The sequence below is a fragment of the Proteus sp. G4415 genome (assembly GCF_963896075.1).
Lineage (GTDB): Bacteria > Pseudomonadota > Gammaproteobacteria > Enterobacterales > Enterobacteriaceae > Proteus > Proteus mirabilis.
Genome location: NZ_CAWQOK010000084.1, coordinates 22,269 through 42,233, shown reverse-complemented (window position 1 = coordinate 42,233; position 19,965 = coordinate 22,269). Strand labels below are relative to the sequence as shown.

General features: G+C 39.7%; 16 protein-coding genes. 3 read left to right on the top strand and 13 right to left on the bottom strand.

The window, feature by feature from the left end; genetic code table 11:
* Positions 1–470: 470 nt before the first annotated feature.
* The gene (locus tag AACU95_RS10270) at positions 471–767 is read right to left on the bottom strand and encodes a helix-turn-helix domain-containing protein (protein ID WP_004245017.1); all 297 of its coding nucleotides are present in this window, start codon (positions 765–767) and stop codon (positions 471–473) included.
* Between the two features lie 590 nt (positions 768–1,357).
* Here AACU95_RS10270 and gss point away from each other — a divergent pair.
* On the top strand, positions 1,358–3,235 hold the full coding sequence (gene gss / locus AACU95_RS10265; protein ID WP_012367498.1) for a bifunctional glutathionylspermidine amidase/synthase: 1,878 nt from the start codon (positions 1,358–1,360) through the stop codon (positions 3,233–3,235).
* Between the two features lie 70 nt (positions 3,236–3,305).
* On the opposite strand, the gene dsdC is transcribed toward gss, so the two are convergent.
* On the bottom strand, positions 3,306–4,250 hold the full coding sequence (dsdC, locus tag AACU95_RS10260) for a DNA-binding transcriptional regulator DsdC (protein WP_004245015.1): 945 nt from the start codon (positions 4,248–4,250) through the stop codon (positions 3,306–3,308).
* Between the two features lie 221 nt (positions 4,251–4,471).
* On the opposite strand from dsdC, the gene dsdX reads away from it, so the two are divergent.
* Together dsdX and AACU95_RS10250 are read left to right on the top strand one after the other, a co-directional pair.
* Positions 4,472–5,809 carry a D-serine transporter DsdX gene (dsdX, locus tag AACU95_RS10255; protein ID WP_004245014.1) on the top strand — a complete coding sequence of 446 codons (1,338 nt, stop codon included), beginning with the start codon at positions 4,472–4,474 and terminating at the stop codon, positions 5,807–5,809.
* 12 nt (positions 5,810–5,821) lie between these two features.
* Positions 5,822–7,150: a D-serine ammonia-lyase gene (locus tag AACU95_RS10250; protein WP_202608863.1), complete on the top strand. Its 1,329-nt coding sequence runs from the start codon at positions 5,822–5,824 to the stop codon at positions 7,148–7,150.
* Positions 7,151–7,330: 180 nt separating this feature from the next.
* Here AACU95_RS10250 and fbpC read toward each other — a convergent pair whose 3' ends face one another.
* The 11 genes from fbpC to pcnB form a co-directional block, all read right to left on the bottom strand.
* Positions 7,331–8,371 carry a ferric ABC transporter ATP-binding protein gene (gene fbpC, locus AACU95_RS10245; RefSeq protein ID WP_062814446.1) on the bottom strand — a complete coding sequence of 347 codons (1,041 nt, stop codon included), beginning with the start codon at positions 8,369–8,371 and terminating at the stop codon, positions 7,331–7,333.
* Positions 8,372–8,386: 15 nt separating this feature from the next.
* The gene (locus AACU95_RS10240; protein ID WP_004252510.1) at positions 8,387–10,465 is read right to left on the bottom strand and encodes an ABC transporter permease; all 2,079 of its coding nucleotides are present in this window, start codon (positions 10,463–10,465) and stop codon (positions 8,387–8,389) included.
* 74 nt (positions 10,466–10,539) lie between these two features.
* On the bottom strand, positions 10,540–11,571 hold the full coding sequence (locus tag AACU95_RS10235) for an ABC transporter substrate-binding protein (RefSeq protein ID WP_004245009.1): 1,032 nt from the start codon (positions 11,569–11,571) through the stop codon (positions 10,540–10,542).
* A gap of 2 nt (positions 11,572–11,573) precedes the next feature.
* The gene (gene uhpC / locus AACU95_RS10230) at positions 11,574–12,911 is read right to left on the bottom strand and encodes an MFS transporter family glucose-6-phosphate receptor UhpC (RefSeq protein ID WP_017827405.1); all 1,338 of its coding nucleotides are present in this window, start codon (positions 12,909–12,911) and stop codon (positions 11,574–11,576) included.
* Positions 12,912–12,993: 82 nt separating this feature from the next.
* The gene (locus AACU95_RS10225) at positions 12,994–14,541 is read right to left on the bottom strand and encodes an MASE1 domain-containing sensor histidine kinase (protein ID WP_004245007.1); all 1,548 of its coding nucleotides are present in this window, start codon (positions 14,539–14,541) and stop codon (positions 12,994–12,996) included.
* A 1-nt stretch (position 14,542) separates the two neighbouring features.
* Positions 14,543–15,175, bottom strand: coding sequence for a response regulator transcription factor (locus AACU95_RS10220; protein WP_004245006.1), 633 nt, complete (start codon positions 15,173–15,175; stop codon positions 14,543–14,545).
* Between the two features lie 200 nt (positions 15,176–15,375).
* A complete protein-coding gene (gene panD, locus AACU95_RS10215; RefSeq protein ID WP_004247282.1) occupies positions 15,376–15,756 on the bottom strand; it encodes an aspartate 1-decarboxylase in 381 nt (126 codons plus the stop codon).
* 28 nt (positions 15,757–15,784) lie between these two features.
* Complete coding sequence (gene panC, locus AACU95_RS10210; protein ID WP_004252507.1) at positions 15,785–16,636, bottom strand: pantoate--beta-alanine ligase; 852 nt, start codon at positions 16,634–16,636, stop codon at positions 15,785–15,787.
* A 43-nt stretch (positions 16,637–16,679) separates the two neighbouring features.
* Positions 16,680–17,471, bottom strand: coding sequence for a 3-methyl-2-oxobutanoate hydroxymethyltransferase (gene panB, locus AACU95_RS10205; protein WP_004247283.1), 792 nt, complete (start codon positions 17,469–17,471; stop codon positions 16,680–16,682).
* 357 nt (positions 17,472–17,828) lie between these two features.
* On the bottom strand, positions 17,829–18,326 hold the full coding sequence (gene folK, locus AACU95_RS10200) for a 2-amino-4-hydroxy-6-hydroxymethyldihydropteridine diphosphokinase (RefSeq protein WP_062814447.1): 498 nt from the start codon (positions 18,324–18,326) through the stop codon (positions 17,829–17,831).
* A complete protein-coding gene (pcnB, locus tag AACU95_RS10195; RefSeq protein WP_370685673.1) occupies positions 18,319–19,875 on the bottom strand; it encodes a polynucleotide adenylyltransferase PcnB in 1,557 nt (518 codons plus the stop codon). The genes folK and pcnB overlap by 8 nt, the downstream gene beginning before the upstream one ends.
* Between the last annotated feature and the right edge of the window lie 90 nt (positions 19,876–19,965).

Sequence of the window (19,965 nt, the reverse complement as noted above, 5' to 3'; positions counted from 1 at the left end):
CTAACAGATCTATCAAACCCCAATCCCATTGTTTCTACATAACCAGCTGCTAGTTCTCTTGTTGATTCAAGCCCTTTATCTAACACTAAAGCGACTCGATATAGAGCATTATTGAGTTCGTCGTTGTTGTTGTTCATATTTTTACCACTTTTTAATGTTATGGTTATTAAGTGAGTTCAGATGTTATTAGATAACTATTTTTATTTTAGCAAAAAAATAACCTAATGACTCAATGAGGCATTAATTAAATTGGAGCAAAACGACATTATCTGTTTTGTTTTTTCTGTTGAATAAAGGCGATTCGCTTTTTTAAATAAGCACCCTTCAATTTGGATTAAAAGAGCCCAATTTTTTGGGTGCTGTTCAACAAGGTGGGGGAGTTACTAACTTGTATTTATATTGAAAAATGCAAAATAATACCTTTTGCGAAAAAATTCACTATAGATCCTAATTAACGGTTATTTAGGTCATTAAATTTGACTCTGTGCGCTCCAAAATAGCTTAGATTGGGTGACAGCGCTTGAAGAAGCGATAGGATCTTCATTAAGCGGTGAAGGAAGAAAAGCGGTTGGTGTAACATTTAATTCTTTAGCAATAAGGAAGAGCATATCAACATCAATTTTACATAGCCCATTCTCATAGCGTGAAAATTGCTGTTGGCTAACGCCGACTCTTTCAGCCACTGCTTTAGCGGATAAACGTAAGTGTTGGCGCTGTTGGCGAATTTTATGTCCAATAATTTGAGAAATAGGATAAACTTTTGACATTGGTGACCTCTTTCCTCCTATCAACTACTGATAATATTTCATTAAATATCAATGTTTTTTAAGCTGAATTTTAACGAGCTCAAGCTCTCCTACTTGAATGAGTCAAATTCATACTTTTTGTTATCGGTTAGTTGAGTAAATTATTTATAGTCACAAAATTATTATTGATAATTAATTTTTTATCCTATGTTAAAAAAAATTACTTTGGCAGAATGAAAAACGGCATTTTTTTGATAGAGAGTGCTATATATTGTATAAACGCAATTTTTCTACTTATATAGACTCGCATTTATGATTGAGAAGGAGTAAATAAGAAAGGAGAATAACAAATGATAAACACCTCTTTGACTGATTACACTCAAAAATAGGCGTTATATATTATTTATAACAGACTATTTTTGAGTTTTTTTGTCAGGTCAAATCCGCAATCAGCTTTATGTCATCGAATCAACTCGATTATTTTTACTTTATCTAAATTGATAAATTTACATTCACATCAGATAGACGATAGCGTTAAGATGGTTACTTATAATACATGGTGATTATAAGTATTACAGAGTCATTATCTAATTATCGTCAAGGTCGAGATTATGAATGTAAAAGAGATCATTCGTCATGAACCATTTGGAACATTACTCGGTTATGCACCTGGTGGTGTTGCGATTTACTCTTCAGATTACAGCAGTATAGATAAAGAAGATTATGCCGCCAATGATTCATTCCGTAGTTATATTGGTAATGAGTATATGGGGCATAAGTGGCAATGTGTTGAATTTGCACGCCGTTTTCTCTATTTACATTACGGGGTTGTTTTTACTGATGTGGGAATGGCCTATGAGATCTTCTCGTTACGTTTCTTACGAAGAACGATTGATGACGATATTTTACCCTTGCAAGCTTTTGCAAATGGCAGCAAACAGCCACCGACGGTAGGAGCGTTGCTTATTTGGCAAGAAGGGGGAGAGTTTAAAGTCACCGGTCATGTGGCGGTTATTACCGAAGTATTAGAAGATAAAATCCGTATTGCAGAACAAAATGTGATCCACACTAGGTTACCGCGAGGTCAACAATGGACACGAGAGTTACCACTTAAAGTGAGTGATAATGGCTATTTTATCGAAGATACCTTTGATAATACCACCTTGCTAGGTTGGATGATCCAAACAGAACCTAATGCCTACAGTTTACCTCAACCTAAAGTTGCCCCTGAATTGTTAGCTATTCATGAGGCCAAATTAGCCAACAAGGGGCAATTTGCTGGAAAATGGCTAGATGAAAGCGATCCGTTAGAAAAAGCCTATGTGCTAGCACAGCACGGTCATACGATTAATCAAGACAGCTATGAATATTTCACCATTTCAGAAAGTGCTGAGCATGAACTTATACGTGCTAGCAATGAAATGCATTTGATGTATCTGCATGCAACGGAAAAAGTGCTGAAAGACGATAATTTACTGCGTTTATTTGCGATCCCTGAAGTGTTATGGCCCCGTATCCGCCTATCATGGCAAAATAGACGTCATCAAATGATCACTGGACGGTTAGATTTTTGTATGGATGAGCGCGGTATCAAGGTGTATGAATATAACGCTGATTCTGCATCTTGCCATACTGAAGCCGGATTAATTATTGAAAAATGGGCTAAACAGGGTGGCATTAAAGCAGGTTATAACCCGGGTGAACGTCTATTAGATGCGTTATCAGATGCTTGGAAACACAGTGATGCGAAGCCATTTGTACATATTCTTCAAGATGATGATAATGAAGAAGATTATCATGCTCGCTTTATGCAACAAGCACTGACTAAAGCCGGTTATAGCAGCAAAATTCTGCGTGGACTAAAAGAGCTGCATTGGAATAGTCGTGGTCAGTTAATTGATGGTGATAAACGTATTGTTGAATGTGTATGGAAAACATGGGCTTGGGAAACCGCGTTAGATCAACTAAGAGAAGAGAGTGAACAACAGTCACTTATTCCTATTCGTATTGGTGATCCGGCGGGAGAAGTTCGTTTAGTTGATGTTCTTTTACGCCCTGAAATCACGGTTTTTGAACCTCTTTGGACACTTATTCCAAGTAATAAAGCGATATTACCTATTTTGTGGCAACTTTTCCCAGATAATCCTTATCTACTTGATACTGAGTTCACTTTAACCCCACGTTTGTCGCAGAGTGGTTATGCAGTTAAGCCTATTGCTGGGCGCTGTGGTAGTAATATTGGTTTAGTTGATCACCAAGAAAATGTATTAGGTGAAACCAGTGGTCAATTTGAACATCAAGAAAATATTTATCAAGAGTTATGGTGTTTACCAAAAGTGTCTAACCGATATATTCAGGTTTGTACCTTTACGGTAGATGGACATTATGGTGGTTGTTGCTTACGCTCTGATCCTACATTAGTGATAAAAAAAGACAGTGATATTGAGCCATTAATTGTCCTTGAAGATAAACACTTTTTAGCGGATTAATTTCATCACCATCATCCAATGAGTAAGAGATCGGTTTAGATTAAACCGATCTCTTTTTTATTTTGTCAGATCACATCCCTTGTAAGATCTGTTTTTTCAGCCATTGAATAAAAAGCTGTACTTTAGCGTTACTCTTTTCATCGCGGGTAACCAGATAATAGCGTTGTGCACAAAAAAACTCACAATTATCAAAAGGGACTATTAATTCATTATTTGCGAGTTGTTTTTGAATTAAGCGTTTACGCCCCATTGCGACACCGGAATGATTAACGGCAGCAATAACAGCTAAATCAGAGCGATCAAAACAAATATTACTTTTATTTGGAAATAATCCTAATCCCATATATTCACTCCAAGCGCGCCATTCATCAAAATCAGAGTTATTACTCCAAGCTTGTCTATCATGTAACAAAGTACAATTAGCAAGGTGATGGATATTACCTACTAATTCATGGCGAGCAGCATATTCAGGGCTACAAACAGGAATAATTGATTCTGAGATTAAATCTTCACAATAGAGATTTTTCAGGTGTTTATCATCGAAATAGATAGCGAGATCGATACCATAACCACGAAAATTAATATCGTCATTGCCAGTAAGTAAGTTTAATTCAATAGAAGGATAGCGTTGAGTAAAATCAGAAATACGAGGTACAAGCCAACATTGCGCAATAGAAGGGCGAGAATACACCGTTAATACGCCAGATATTTCTTGATTATAGATATCTAAAATCTCTTGATTAATATCTTCAAGTGTTTTTTTCAATGCCCAATAAATACGTTCACCTTCTTCGGTTAATTCAATACGCCGATGAAAGCGATTAAATAGCTTTATCCCTAATTCTTTCTCTAGTGTATTAATACGATGGCTGATCGCGCTAGGCGTCAAGGACAATTCCTCTGCGGCTAAAGCGAATGATAAATGCCGTCCCGTTGCTTCAAAAGTGTGAAGTCGTGCTAATTGATAACTGGATAAGCGCTTATTTCTCAAGATCACGTTAGAAGATCCAAACATTTTTTATTCTCATTTAATTATTATTAGTAACGTAAGGTAATAATCAAGTTAATGTTAAGGTGAAAGATAGCCAAGATGAAATCTAAATGATAAATATTTGTGCATCTGATCACCTATTTGGCTTAATTGAATTCATCTTAGTATCTATTTTCATCATTTGTAAGTGTCGAATGATTAATATTCAATATGTTTAACAATAAATAAAAATTAGGGATTGATCTATGGAACCGACACTATGGGTACTAGGTACTCTGATTATAAGTATCTTGCTCATTGTTTTTACTATAATAAAACTTAAGTTTCATCCATTTTTAGCACTACTACTTGCCAGTTTTTTTGTCGGTATGGCAATGAAAATGAACCCATTAGAAATGGTCAGTGCAATTGAAAATGGGATTGGGGGAACGCTGGGATTTTTAGCCGCCATTATTGGTTTGGGTACTATTCTCGGTAAGATGATGGAAATATCGGGGGCGGCAGAGCGCATCGGTATCACTTTACAAAAATGCCGTTGGTTATCACCGGATGTTATTATGGTATTGGTGGGACTGATTTGTGGTATTACCCTGTTTGTTGAAGTAGGGGTGGTGCTACTTATTCCATTAGCATTCTCTATTGCTAAAAAAACAAACACCTCATTATTAAAACTCGCCATCCCTTTATGTACTGCATTAATGGCCGTGCATTGTATTGTTCCTCCACACCCTGCAGCGCTTTTTGTCACTAATGAGTTAGGGGCAGATATGGGAACGGTGATCGTTGCCGGTCTTGCTGTTGGATTATTAGCCTCATTAGTGGGCGGGCCTCTTTTCTTAAAAGTATTGGGTGAGCGCTTACCTTTTAAAACCGTACCAGAAGCATTTTCTGATATGGAAATTCGTCAAGAAAAAGATTTACCTTCACTTGGGGCGACATTATTTACGGTTTTATTACCTATTGTTCTGATGCTGATTAAGACCGCCGCAGAGCTTAATATGGAAAAAGGCACTTCGGTTTATATTGCATTACAATTTATTGGTAACCCGATTACTGCAATGTTTATTGCTGCTTTTGTTGCTTACTATATTTTAGGTATTCGCCGTAATATGGGCATGAGTACCCTATTGAAAAAAACAGAAGATAGTTTTAGCTCTATTGCCAATATTTTGTTAATTATTGGTGCTGGGGGCGCATTTAACGGCATTTTAAAAGGGAGTGGTTTAAGCGATTCATTGGCGGTGATCCTCTCTAATTTGGATATGCATCCTATTTTATTAGCTTGGCTAGTAGCGATTATTCTGCATGCAGCAGTAGGATCAGCAACGGTTGCTATGATGGGGGCGACCGCTATCGTTGCACCATTAATGCCAATGTATCCAGATATTAGCCCTGAAATTATTACATTGGCAATTGGCTCTGGGGCTATTGGCTGTACGATTGTCACAGACTCCCTATTTTGGTTAGTAAAACAGTATTGTAATGCCACATTAAGCGAAACTTTCCGTTTTTATAGTATCGCGACCTTTATTGCTTCATTTGTGGCATTAGGGGGCACTTTTATGCTTTCTTTTGTCATATAAAAGAGAATGACGATGACCACGATAGATATAAATAAATTAAAAAATGATTATCCACTGGTACGTGATTTAGTGGATTTAAAAGAGGTGGTTTGGTTTAACCCCAATGTTACCTCAACTGACCAGGGACTTCCTTATGTAGGTTTAACGCAAAATGATGTGATGGATGCACAGGCAAGATTACAACGTTTTGCACCTTATTTAATGAAAGCCTTTCCAGAAACCGCATCAACTGAGGGGATCATCGAATCAGCCGTTGTGGATATCCCTCAAATGAAAGGGGCACTAGAAAAGCGCTATAACACCCTTATTGAGGGACAATTGCGTTTGAAAAAGGACAGCCACTTACCTATTTCTGGTTCAATTAAAGCGCGCGGGGGGATTTATGAAGTGCTCACTCACGCTGAAAAATTAGCCATAGAGGCCGGGCTTCTAACCACAGAGGATAATTATGAAAAATTATTTTCTGATGAATTCCGCAAATTTTTTAGCCAATACAGTATTGCCGTCGGCTCCACGGGTAACTTAGGAATGTCGATTGGCATTATGAGTGCAAAACTGGGCTTTAGCGTTAGTGTTCATATGTCTGCGGATGCTCGTCAATGGAAAAAAGACAAGCTACGCGCTCATGGTGTTAATGTTGTGGAATATGAGCAAGATTACAGTATTGCGGTTGAACAAGGACGTAAAGAGGCAGAAAAAAATCCTCGTTGTTTCTTTATTGATGATGAAAATTCAAAAACATTATTCTTGGGTTATGCCGTCGCTGGATTACGTTTAAAACATCAATTTGAAACGCTTAATATTCCGGTCGATAGTGAACATCCTCTGTTTGTCTATCTGCCATGTGGTGTAGGTGGAGGGCCTGGTGGTGTCGCTTTTGGGTTAAAACTGGCATTTGGTGATGCAGTACATTGTCTATTTGCTGAGCCAACCCATTCTCCTTGTATGTTACTTGGGGTGTATACCCAGTTACATGATGGTATTTCTGTTCAAGAAGTGGGTATCGACAATATTACTGCTGCTGATGGTTTGGCGGTAGGTAGAGCCTCTGGCTTTGTTGGACGGGCAATGGAGCGTTTGATTGATGGCTATTACACCATTGATGATCAAGAGTTATATAACTTATTGAGCTTGTTAAACAAAGAAGAAGGGATCCAGCTAGAGCCTTCCGCTTTAGCAGGAATGACAGGGGCTATTCATGTTTCTCAAGCTAAAGACTATCTACAAGGTTTATTACTTGATAGTCAAAAAATGCACAATGCGACGCATTTAGTATGGGCGACGGGGGGCGGTATGGTGCCAACTGATGAAATGCAAAAATATCTTGCGCAAGGGGAATAGCAACCATATAACAATAAAACAAATAATAACATTATAAAACAAAAGGATAAGATTATAAGCTTATCTGTAATATCACTTCTGTATTTACACCAGGATGTCACATCAGGGGAAGATGCTGTAGTTTATAACGATAAAAAAAGAGGCACCCATTGGGTGCCTCACTCACTAAAATAAAAGCCATTATTCTAAGATAAACATCCCATAAGGATGGATTTGTAGATAATAGCTATCACCTTCATTAGGTTGAAGTTGGGTTGCATTCACTTGTAATAACAATGTTTGATTTTGCCATGCAACAGTCACCTCATATTGTGGTCCCATATAGGCGACATGGATTATTGTACATTGCTGACAAGCTTCACCTTGTTGAGATAAGGTAATAGCTTCAGGTCTGACACCCACTCTAATTTCGGTTTTGTTGCTGTTAAAGTTCTCGGGGCGAGGTAAGCGATAATTAAAAATATCAACATAATCAGCCCCTAGAGTAGCAGGGAAGAGATTGGCATCTCCCATAAAACTTGCCATAAACTCAGAGGCCGGTTGGCGATATAAAGTTTGTGGTGAACCTAATTGCATTATTTTGCCTTTATTCATCACTAACACCATATCGGAAACGGCAAAAGCTTCACTTTGGTCATGGGTAACATACAGGGAGGTGATATTAAACTGTTGTTGTAATTCACGAATTTTCTCCCTCATGCTACGGCGCAAGTTAGCATCCAGATTACTTAATGGCTCATCAAATAACAGCACTTTGGGTTTTAAGATCAAAGCACGAGCTAATGCCACTCGTTGTTGCTGACCGCCTGAAATCTGATCGACAAAACGATCTTCAAATCCTGCTAAATCTACCAACGCTAGAGCCTCTGCCACTCGCTGTTTGATCTCTGCCTTTGGGAGACCTAACATTTTTAAGCCATAACCAATGTTGTCACCTAAAGACATATGAGGGAACAGGGCGTAAGACTGAAACACCATACAAATATCACGTTGTTGGATTGAGCGATCAGTAACATCTTCACCATCAATAAAAATTTTACCTTCTGTCGGTTTTTCTAATCCAGCTACTAAGCGTAATACTGTCGTTTTACCGCAACCTGATGGCCCCAATAACGAAACCATTTTTCCTTGAGGAATAGATAAACTGAGCGTGTCAATTACCGTGTTTGTACCAAAACGCTTAACAATATTTTTCAGTTCAACGAAATGTGATTGTGTCATGATTTATACTCCGTATTACTGTGCATTTTTGGCTTTAGAGCGTGAAACACGGGCTTCGCCAATCAAATAGTCAAATAAGAAAATAATAGCCAACATCACGATGATTAAAATCGAGCCATAGGCAATTGCGACGCCGTATTCACCATCTTCAACACGATTTAAAATATAAGCGGTAGCAACGCGAGTTTCAGGGGTGACTAAGAATACAATCGCACTGACGGTGGTTATTGCGCGGACAAAACTATAAATTAAAGCGGATAAAATCGCGGGGCGTAATAAAGGCAATAGCACATACAAAATAGTTCGCATTGAATTTGCTCTTAAACTTAATGACGCCTCATCCAACGATTTATCGATTTGCCCCAATCCTGCAATACCCGCTCGTATTCCCACCGGCACGTTACGCATGGTCATTGAGATAATCACAATGGCTGCCGTTCCTGTTAAATAAAACGGCGAATCATTAAATGCCAAGATATAAGAGACACCCGCAACAGTACCGGGAACGGCAAAACAGAGCATGGTCGTAAATTCGATACTCTTTTTACCTTTAAAATCTTGGCGCACGACAATATAGGCGATCAAAAGCCCTAAAATAGCGGTAATAGGTGCTGCGATACCCGCATAAAGTAAGGTATCAAGTAATGATGGCCATGCGCCATCGCTCATCCCTTGACCAAATAATTTAATAAAGTTATCAAAGGTTAAGGTGTAATCCACTCCCCAGTTAACCGTAAAACTGCCGTAGAAAATGCTGCCATAGAGTAAGATATTAAAGATAACCCAAATACCCAGCACACTAGTGACAAAGGTTACTAAGGAGGTGGGTAATGGTTGAACATCACCACGATAGGATTTACCTGACACCGTGACATATGAGCGTTTGCCAATCCACATATATTGAATGCAGAACACTAATAATGAGAATACCAACAGTGAAGCACCTAACGTACTTGCTGCTTGGTAATCAAGTTGAGAGCCGGTGATATAGAAATAAATTTGAGTGGCAATCACGTCAAAGTTGCCACCTAGCACCAATGGGTTACTAAAATCAGCCAGTGATTGCACTATAACGATCAAAAAGGCATTGGCTAATGCTGGTTTTAGTAACGGCATAAAAACATGAAAGAATGTTTGGTAGCGATTAGCTCTAAGGGTATAAGAAGCCTCTTCTAATGACGGATGGATTGTTTTAATTGCACCATCTAAGATCATAAAAGACATAGGGGTAAAGGCAAGTACTTGTGCAAGCCAAATTCCCGTAAAGCCATATAACCAGTTGGTATTTTCTAAACCTGCATAAGTTGCCAAAAATTCAGTGATATAACCTGAACGTCCCATCATCAAGGTCACACCTAAACCCACAACAAAAGGGGGAGTGACAATAGGTAAAATAGAAAATACTCGACCAATAATCGCTGATCTTACTGCAATACGTGATGTATAAATGGCGAGGATCAAACCAAAAAAAGTACAGCCAATACCAACTGCGATAGACAGTAAGATTGAATTGATCATCACCTGAACAATATGGGCTTGGCTGAGAATGGCAATAAATTCAAAGGGGGCAAAATTGCCAGCACTATCTTGAAACATCGGAATAAAGATAGCGACACTTGGAAAGATAATAAAAACACCGATTAAGGCGACAACTGTGATTAATGAGCCAATCACAAAGCTATCACCCCCTAACCACTCTAAGCGTGTTAAAGCATGCTTGGCTATCATTCCTAATGAAATAAATAGCACGATAACCGAATAACCCAGACCACGACCTTCCATCGTTGCGGTAACAATAGTGATAAAGGCGCAGAAAAAGGCAAAACTTGCATCAAAATAGTGACGAATACGATTTTCTCGCCCTACAGGATGTAAAGGACGAATTAATAGTATGCTGGGAAGTAAAAACCAGAGCAGACTGATATTTAAGTTACTCCAGCCATAAGAGGTAAGTAATTCATCTGCGGTAGAATCAAATAGACCATAATCAAGGCTCCATGAAGGCATTAATATAAATGCCATCCATGCAATCAGGATCCATAAAAATATGGGATCCCACCTCTTTTTTTCAGACAAAGCGAGTGTGTGAGACATAAATCCCCCGACAGTAAAGCTCATTATTATTATGTAAAAAAAAGAGCGAGAGCATCTCTCGCCCTATTGATAGGCTATTTACCCATTTTTACTTCGGTAACCCATTTATTTATCAGCTCTTTACGAACATCACTATCGCCATATTTATCCATGTCGTAGTTAATCAGTTTTAAGTCTGATAATTTCAAAGCCATCGGGGAAGATTCAGCCGTGGTATTGGTGAGAATTTGGTAAGATTTACCCTCTTTCCAACTAATTTCTTGTGCTTCTTTAGAGAGTGTCCAGTCTACAAATAACTTAGCGTTATCCATATTACGGGCATTTTTGATGATACTGACACCGCCAATTTCGTAACCTGTGCCCTCACAAGGTGAGATAAGCTCTAGTGGTGCCCCGTTTTCAACTTCGAGTGAATAGTCGTGTAAGAAGCCGATACCAATCGCGGCCTCACCACGGGCGGCGTTACGCGCTGGTGCAATACCTGATTTAGTATATTGAGAGATATTGGTATTTAGTTTTTTCAGATAATCAAAGGCTTGCTCTGTTCCCCATAATTGATCGAAAGTTGCTAATGCAGTGTATGCAGTGCCTGAACTTTGTGGATCAGCGATTTGAATTTCACCTTTGTATTCAGGTTTGACTAAATCTTTCCAACAGGTCGGAATAGGTAGACCTTTCTCTTTTAAACGATCTTTATTGACACCAAAACCTAGAATACCGACATAAACCGCAGAAGAGTAGTTTCCTTTGCGTTTAGCCGGATCACGAAATTGTGGCATGATCTGATCAAGATTGGCGGATACATAAGGCTCTAGCAGATCCATTTCACCCGCTTGTGAGTGAGGATCCATTGTTCCGCCATACCAAACATCAGCTTGCGGATTGCGTTTTTCTGCTTCTATTTTCGCTAATGTACTGCCGGAGCCATTACGAACAAAAGTGGTTTTAACATCATACTTTTCAGCAAAAGCTTTAGTTTCAGCTTCACACATCGCATTTGTGGCACTGCAATAAACCACTAAGCGACCCGCAGCACTGGTGGATAAACTTACCGTAGAAAGAGCTAAGCCGGCGGCAACAAGTGTAGAGAGAGTTTTCAGTTTCATGTTCAGAACCTTTTAAATGTGTCGTCATCGGAAAATGAAAGTGGGCCAACTAAATGCTCACGTTTACTGACATCAGCGATCAGCAATGGCATTAGTAGTAGTCCCATTAAGGCCGCAGCACTGGTTAATAATACAAACATCCCAGTCCAACCATAATGCGCCATGACCTGACTTAATGGCCAACCTGCTATTGCAGCCCCTAAATAGGCATACAATCCCAAGTAGCCTGTTACCGTACCTGCTGCGTTTTTATGACAATATTCTGTGGCAGCAAGTCCGATTAACATCTGTGGTCCAAACACAAAAAAACCGATACTGAAAAAACAGGCTGCAAGCAATGCATAATGATGAATTGGCATTAGCCAAAGTGCTGTTACTGCGATAAAAAGCCCGAGTGAAAACAGCAATATCATTGGTGCTCGTTGGCCACGGAATAATAAATCCGAGCCCCAGCCTGAACATAACGCGCCTAACAATCCACCCATCTCAAAAAGAGAAAGAATGGCATTAGCACTTAACAAGTTAGCGCCATGGGTTTCTGATAACCAAATATTTCCCCAATCATTTATCGCCATACGGATGAGATAAATTAAAATATAAGAAAAACCTAGTAACCAGATCATTCGGTTAAATAAGATGCTTTCTTTCAAAATGGTTAACATAGGGGTCGGAGGCGATACTTGCTCTTGACGTAATTCAAAAATATCGCGCCGCCATACACCTACTGTGGGTAACCCTTCTTCTGCTGGTGTTCCTTTTAGTTGCATACAAAGCCATAACCCCATAACAATGCCTATTAGGCCGGGAATAACTAAGGCTATTTGCCAACTAAAATGGGTTGCCAACCAAGCGGTTAAAAGGGGAATACTCATCCCGCCAAGATTGATGGAGATATTCCATAATCCCCACCAGAAACCGCGTTCATTACGTGAATACCAATGGGTGAGTAACCTTGCACAAGGGGGCCAACCCCATCCTTGAAAGAAACCATTAAGTGCCCAGACTAAAAGCAAGGCAGGAAAGGATAAACAGTAGGCAAAAATAATATTCATCACCCCTGTCATTACCAGACCTGCGCCCATAAACCAACGGTAGCCGTATTGGTCATGGAAAATACCAGAGAGAAATTTTGATAGACCATAAGTGAGATAAAACAGGCTGGCTATCCAGCCAATATCACCTTTATCTAGATGCAGTTCCGTTTGCATAACGGGCATCACAAAATTGACGCTTTTACGAGTCAGGTAAAACGTGGCATAGCCAATGATCATCGACAACATTAAATTTTTACGCCAAAAATCATAGGTCTTATTTATTGATGCCAAATTTTTACCTAACATAACATCCTCTCTGATATTGCCAATGTAAGAAAAATGCAGTTAAAAAGAATGAGAGAAGGTTGTAGATGACTAAGACTAATTCCTAGTTTTCACGCTTTTCTATTGAATTTGTGGGTAAGTTAACAATTATTTTAGTACCAAGCTGACTAATTACTTCCCATTCTCCCCCCAATGCGCAGATCCGCTCTTCAATACCTCGTAGCCCAAAACCGTTATTAGGTTGTGTAGGCAAAATGCCAATACCATTATCATGAACAACCAGTCGTAATTGTGCTTGATGTTGAGTAAGCGAAATGTGGATTTCACTGGCATTAGCGTGTTTGCTGATATTATTGAGTAGTTCTTGCACTAATCGGTAGAGTGTAAAAATAATGGTGTCGCTTTCAGGCTCTGTTTCAAGAGCATAATGAAAATGACAGTGAATACCATTTTCATGAAATGAGAACTCATCAATTAAATGGTGTAGAGCCTTCTCTAATGACATCTCTTCTAAAATAGGCGGCCTTAGTTGGCGTAGCAGTTGTCGGGTAGATTGATGTATTTGTTGGGCTAATCGCTCAATTTGCTCGCCTGACTGGCGTGTTTTATCGTTATCTGCACTTCTTTTTACTAACATTGACTGAATTTGAATAGCTGTAATATTTTGTCCAATTTCATCATGTAATTCACGAGCAATGGCTTTTTTAACATCTTCTTCGGTATGTACTAGTTGTTCCATCAACGCTCGGCGTGCTTGTAACTCTTGCTCTAAACGTAGCTGATAATGACGTAAATTATTGGCAAGTTGTTGCTGGCGACTAATAGCAATACCTAAACCAATACCAATTAAGGCTTGGGTTGTTAAAAACATCTCTAATTCATGCAAATCGGCAAAAGCACCATTTACTTGTCTAGCAAAGGTAATCATTAAACTACCTAACAACGCGGATAATACGCCCCCTTGCCAACCATAACGATAAGCCATAAAAACATTAGGAATAAAAACCAGAATAACTAATAAGCGTTCAATTTCTGGGGTAAGAAAGAATTGTGCACTTAATCCAATAAGACAAAAGAGGAATACCCACATTAATAAGGAGGTACGCAATGGTGGCTCTGGGGTGATTTCGGCGATTAATACTCGACTTTGTAATTCGCGTAAATATTCATAAAGTAGAAAAACAAAGGGAGCCAATAAAATACCACCTGTTATTGAGGTCAAAAATATTGCGCTGGTGGACGTCGTGAGAAAAAAACTGAGTAGAAAGGCTTGTAATAGGCTATTAAATCCGACCGCTGCGATAAGTAAGGTTAACCGTTGCCAATAAAGTGGGTAACGCCACCAGATCCGTTGTACTTCTAGTGCGACCAATAAGCTGATTAAAGGTGAGAGATAAAGAGTTACATGGGTAATTAATTGCTGTTGAGTTAGCCAGTAATAAAGCCCCCATTCGGCCAATAACATCGGCAACCAAAAACGTCGCCAAAGTAAAATAAATAATGCTAGCCGTAAGCCTTGAGGTAAAAAAAGAGCGGCTTGTTGACCATTATGACTAAGATAAAAACTGATCACCCAAAGTGACAACCAGAGTAAAGAGTAGGTCAACAATAAAAAGAGAGATTGAAGAAAAAAACGTGCGCCTCTTTGCATGTTAGAGTGTTCCGGTGATTAACTGGTTGTTTAATGCAAAATGGACTAAATCAATGGTTGTTTCACAGTTCAATTTACCCAGTATATTGGCTCGATGAACATGCACCGTTTTATGACTGAGATTCAGTTGTACGGCGATAGCTTTAACATTAATACCTTGTACTAGCAGATTAAAAATCTCTCTTTCGCGAGGGGTTAAACTATGTAAAGCATCTTCTTTTTCTGGTGTCTGTCGAAGTGCTTTCATGGCATCAGCACAGAGATAACAGCCCCCTTGATACACAGCACGTACTGCTTGAACGAGCTCTTGTGGACCACAGCGCTTAGTTAAATAGCCATGGGCACCGGAATCTAAAGCGCTTTGTACAAATGCGGGGGTATCATAAATACTTAAAATAATTGTCCGAAAATCAGGGCGTTTTTGTTTTAATCGACTTTGTAATTGTAGGCCACTCTCTCCAGGCATAGAGAGATCCATCACCGCCACATCAATATTATCATTTAATAAATAGGGCCAAGCTTCTTGGCCATTTGCGTATTCACCGACAATATTAATATCCGGCTCTAGCATTAGCAGTTGTGCAAACCCAGAACGCACAACAATGTGATCATCGATGAGAGCAACGTTTATCATATTTTTATTAGGCTAAGCATTGTTAGGTAATATTTATCTGTTTTATAACAAGCTACAGGAAGTTATGCGAGAAAAAAGGGAGCAAAAACACGCTTTTGCGCTTTGTCTCTCGCTTTTAGCGTATTGAATCGAGACAATTAGCAGGGCAGAATTACCCCCTCACAAACAGGGAACCTCCATTTGTAAGGGGGATTGGCAGATTAAGCGACTTGAACGGGAACGGCTTTAGCAATGCGTTTCATTTCATTGTCGCCTTCAAAATAGGCAATGTTGGGTTTATGGCTACGCGCATCGCTATCTGGAATTTGCACATAAGAGCAAATAATTAAGCGATCACCTACAGCAGCACGGCGAGCGGCTGCGCCATTGACAGAAATAATACCAGACCCTCTTTCTGCGCAAATGGCATAAGTAGAGAAACGTTCACCATTATCAACGTTATAAATATCAATGGCTTCATTTTCAAGAATACCAGCGGCATCCATAAAATCCTGATCAATCGCGCAAGAGCCTTCATAGTGAAGATCAGCTTGGGTGACTTTTACGCGATGAAGTTTGCCTTGTAACATGGTGCGTAGCATTGTTGTGTTTCCTATTTTTAATTATGCATTAGACTAAGCTAACTTGTTGGCTATCGATTAAACGAGTGTTACCCAACCAAGCTGCCATTAAAATAACGGCACATCGGCTCTCTTCGCTAAGTGGTGCTAGTGTTTGTGCATCACAAATAAAACATTCATCAGCACGAAAGCCTTGTTGTTCAAGGGTTGCTTTGGCAGTTTGTAATAGTTGGTTAACATCAAGGTCTCCCGATTTTAATTGCTCGGCTATCTGTTGCATAGCTTGATAAAGCACAGGGGCTTGTTGTTTTTCATTATCTGATAACAAACGATTTCGAGAGCTAAATGCCAATCCTGTTTTATCACGCACAATAGGGACTGGAATAATACTGATATCAAAACATAAATCACTGACCATTTTTTTTATGATCTGCAGTTGTTGATAATCTTTTTCACCAAATAGCGCGACATCAGGCTGTACAAGGTTGAATAGTTTACTTACAACGGTTGTTACACCGCGGAAATGTCCTGGGCGACTAGCGCCTTCTAACACAGAAGAAAGTACTGGAACCTCAACAATCGTTTGGTTTTCCATCCCATTTGGGTACATCTCTTTCGCTGATGGGGCAAAGACAATATCAACATGTTTATCGCGCAGTAACTCACAATCTTCTTGTAGGGTTCGTGGATAGTTTGCTAAATCGGCTTCTCTATCGAATTGCATTGGATTAACAAAAATAGAGGCGATAACCACATCAGCATGAATACGCGCTTCTTCTATCAGTTTTAGGTGACCTTGATGCAGGTTGCCCATGGTCGGAACCAATGCAATGCGTTTACCTTCTTGTTTTAGTCGCTTAATTTCGCGGCGTAAGATAAGCGTTGTTTCAATAATTAGCATAGCGTGACTCCTTTAAACTATTTTAATGAATTTAAATGATAAATCAGTTAAATGAGTGTTGTTCTTGAGGGAACAGTTTTTGTTCAACTTGTTGAACATACAGTCTGACAGCCTCGGGTAAGGAGCCAGCTTCTTGTAAGAAATTTTTAGAAAATTTAGGGGCATTAGGTGTTAGACCTAATAAATCATGCATCACAAGAATTTGTCCATCAGTGACATTGCCGGCACCAATGCCGATAACGGGAATATTGAGTGATCCGGTAATAGTTTTTGCTACGGAAACGGGGACGCATTCTAATACAGCTAGTTGTGCTCCTGCGGCTTCAAGTGCCATAGCATCTTGCTTAAGTTGCTCTGCAGCAGCTTCTTCTCGACCTTGTACTTTATAGCCACCAAACACATTAACAGATTGAGGGGTTAAGCCTAGGTGAATACAAACAGGCACTGCGCGTTCAGTGAGCATTTTGACTGTAGGAATAAGCCAGCTTCCTCCTTCAATTTTGACCATATTCGCTCCCGCTTGCATTAAAATAGCTGCGTTAAGACAGGCTTGCTCTGGAGTGGAATAAGACATAAAAGGCATATCAGCAATTAAGAAAGCGTTAGGGGCGCCTGCTCTTACACAACGGGTATGATAGGCAATTTGCTCAACGGTGACAGGTAATGTGCTGTCATGACCTTGTAGTGTCATACCGAGTGAATCACCAATTAACATGGCAGGAATACCTTCATTGGCAAATAGACGAGCAAAGCTAGCATCATAAGCCGTGATAGTGGCAAACTTTTTCTTTTCTTGTTTATAGCGATTGAGCGTAGATAGCGTAACCGGCTTCATGATAATAAACTCCATGGTGTGTTGCGTGTAAATTGAGTTATTTATGTCAGTTAATTATTTGTTTATTAAAGAGAATATGGCATAAATAAAAAACATTAACTGCTGATTGTAGCATCTACGTACTAAAAACGAAGAAAAAGTCGTGAATTGAATAATAAAAAATAGAAATAAAAAATATTTTGATATTTATCCAAGAATTAGAAATGGTGATATAACAGGCGGGAGGGAAGGGCGTATTTTATCACTTATGGGGAGGGATAACGCGATAAAGGAACAGTACAAGAGAGTTGTGAACGGGGTTGATACTGTCAGTCAACAGCATCAACCATTAACATCAAACACGCTTATTATGTGGTATCACCACTTTTCCATACCATTTTTAGGTACGAGCGCTAATCTGTCTGCTAATCGTTCTCCGTCATCAGGGAAACAAAGTTCAGGTGCTAAATCCGCCAATGGATAAAGCATAAATTCACGCACCTTAAGTCCATAATGAGGCACAGTTAAACGTTCGGTCTGTATAACTTGATCACCAAATAACATGATATCTAAATCAAGGGTACGAGGTCCCCAACGATTACCTGCTTTTCTTTCACGACCATGGGCAAGTTCAATTGCTTGTGTATGGTCGAGCAACGCTTCTGGGGCTAAAGTAGTATCAACGGCGACAGCCATATTGAGATAATCGGGTTGATCTTGAGGTCCCATAGGGCGTGTGCGATACCAAGGTGATTGGGCAATCAGTGTAGTATTAGGGATTTCACTAATCGCTTTTATCGCCGATTTTACTTGCTGTTCTGGTGAGTTTAAATTACTGCCCAGAATAATATACACACGCTGTTGTTGCTTACTCATGTTTGTTCTCTTGTCTTGGTGCATTATTTTTTGCATTAGGGTGACGAGGACGTTTACGAGGACGTGTTCTTTTGCGTACCGGGCCTGGACCTAATTCAGAGACCATAGAGCGTTGTTGTGTATTGTTTGAAACCTGAAAATCAGCCCACCAAGCGGCTAATGTTTCCAGATCAGGATTTCTTTGTACATTAGCGCGTAATTCCAGTAGATCAAATGCTGCACGGAATTTAGGATGCTCAAGCAGTTTATTGGCTCGGCGCCCTTGACGCTTAGGTAAACGCTGCTGTAATTGCCAAATATCACGCATCGTGGTGGTGATACGTTTAGGGATCGCAATAGTACGACATTGCTCATCTAAAATATCATTCATCGCCATTGAGAAAGCATCGTAATAAGACAGTCCACTTTCTTGAGCCAGTTTTTCGGCATGCTCCACTAAGGGATACCATAGCATTGCTGCAAATAAGAATGCCGGATTTACGCGCATTTCTTTACTAATACGATAATCGGTATTCTTTAGCACCTGTTCGATCATTCTTTCCATTGGGGTATCTTGCTGCTCAGTGATCCTTGAGGCAACTAATGGAAAAAGAGGCTCTAAAAGTTGGAAATGGCGCATTAACCGATAGGTTTTATAACCATGTCCTGTTTGTAATAATTTCAGCGATTCTTCAAATAGGCGTGCTGAAGGAATATTACGTAATAGTGGTGCTAATTGGCTAATTGGCTCTGCAGTTTCCGGTGCGATACGCATATCCAGTTTACTGGCAAAGCGGATAGCTCTTAGCATCCGAACCGGATCTTCACGATAGCGAGTTTCAGGAGAGCCAATTAAACGAATAGTACCTGATTTAAGATCAGCCAAGCCCCCCACATAATCACGTACAGCAAAATCATCGACGCCGTAATAGAGACTATTTAAGGTAAAATCCCGACGAATGGCATCTTCTTCAATCGATCCGAAGATATTGTCGCGCAGCAACATACCGCTTTGTGCTTGTTGTGACTGATTGCGATCGGATGTTTCATGATCTTCATGAGAGCCACGGAAAGTAGCGACTTCAATCACTTCGGGGCCAAACATAATATGCGCTAGACGAAAGCGTCGACCTACTAAGCGGCTATTACGAAATAATCGACGGACTTCTTCTGGCGTTGCATTGGTAGCAATATCAAAGTCTTTTGGTTTTTTCCCTAATAATAGATCGCGTACACCACCACCCACTAAATAAGCCTGAAAGCCTGAATTATTCAGACGATAAAGAACTTTTAGTGCGTTATCACTGATGTCTTTACGCGAAATCGGGTGTTGATCTCTTGGGATCACAGTCATTGGCAAATCACTCCCGTTCGCCTTTTCGTTATTACTTTTGTTCTTACGGGGACGGTCTGCGGATAGGGCAGGACGCCGACGCACAGTCGTTTGTGTTTCTTTTTTAGGTCGGTCAGATGCAGTGACAGGCCTTTCACTCGCTACCGATTCTGTATCTGACGATGTTGTTTGTCGTCCTAGCAAATTACGGCAGAAATGCGCTACTCGGTTAAAAATATGACACCTCGAATAATTAAATCTAATAATTAAAAAATTAAGCGGCTAATCATAGCCTACTGAACATTTTTTGAGAATGCTTTGTGTGGG

Excerpts from the sequence above, each read along its gene's own strand:
- dsdX (WP_004245014.1), top strand. The coding sequence starts at position 4,472 with ATGGAACCGACACTATGGGTACTAGGTACTCTGATTATAAGTATCTTG.
- AACU95_RS10240 (WP_004252510.1), bottom strand. The coding sequence starts at position 10,465 with ATGTCTCACACACTCGCTTTGTCTGAAAAAAAGAGGTGGGATCCCATA.
- AACU95_RS10235 (WP_004245009.1), bottom strand. The coding sequence starts at position 11,571 with ATGAAACTGAAAACTCTCTCTACACTTGTTGCCGCCGGCTTAGCTCTT.
- panD (WP_004247282.1), bottom strand. The coding sequence starts at position 15,756 with ATGCTACGCACCATGTTACAAGGCAAACTTCATCGCGTAAAAGTCACC.
- AACU95_RS10225 (WP_004245007.1), bottom strand. The coding sequence starts at position 14,541 with ATGCAAAGAGGCGCACGTTTTTTTCTTCAATCTCTCTTTTTATTGTTG.
- panB (WP_004247283.1), bottom strand. The coding sequence starts at position 17,471 with ATGAAGCCGGTTACGCTATCTACGCTCAATCGCTATAAACAAGAAAAG.
- AACU95_RS10250 (WP_202608863.1), top strand. The coding sequence starts at position 5,822 with ATGACCACGATAGATATAAATAAATTAAAAAATGATTATCCACTGGTA.
- folK (WP_062814447.1), bottom strand. The coding sequence starts at position 18,326 with ATGAGTAAGCAACAACAGCGTGTGTATATTATTCTGGGCAGTAATTTA.
- gss (WP_012367498.1), top strand. The coding sequence starts at position 1,358 with ATGAATGTAAAAGAGATCATTCGTCATGAACCATTTGGAACATTACTC.
- fbpC (WP_062814446.1), bottom strand. The coding sequence starts at position 8,371 with ATGACACAATCACATTTCGTTGAACTGAAAAATATTGTTAAGCGTTTT.
- dsdC (WP_004245015.1), bottom strand. The coding sequence starts at position 4,250 with ATGTTTGGATCTTCTAACGTGATCTTGAGAAATAAGCGCTTATCCAGT.
- AACU95_RS10220 (WP_004245006.1), bottom strand. The coding sequence starts at position 15,175 with ATGATAAACGTTGCTCTCATCGATGATCACATTGTTGTGCGTTCTGGG.
- panC (WP_004252507.1), bottom strand. The coding sequence starts at position 16,636 with ATGCTAATTATTGAAACAACGCTTATCTTACGCCGCGAAATTAAGCGA.
- uhpC (WP_017827405.1), bottom strand. The coding sequence starts at position 12,911 with ATGTTAGGTAAAAATTTGGCATCAATAAATAAGACCTATGATTTTTGG.
- AACU95_RS10270 (WP_004245017.1), bottom strand. The coding sequence starts at position 767 with ATGTCAAAAGTTTATCCTATTTCTCAAATTATTGGACATAAAATTCGC.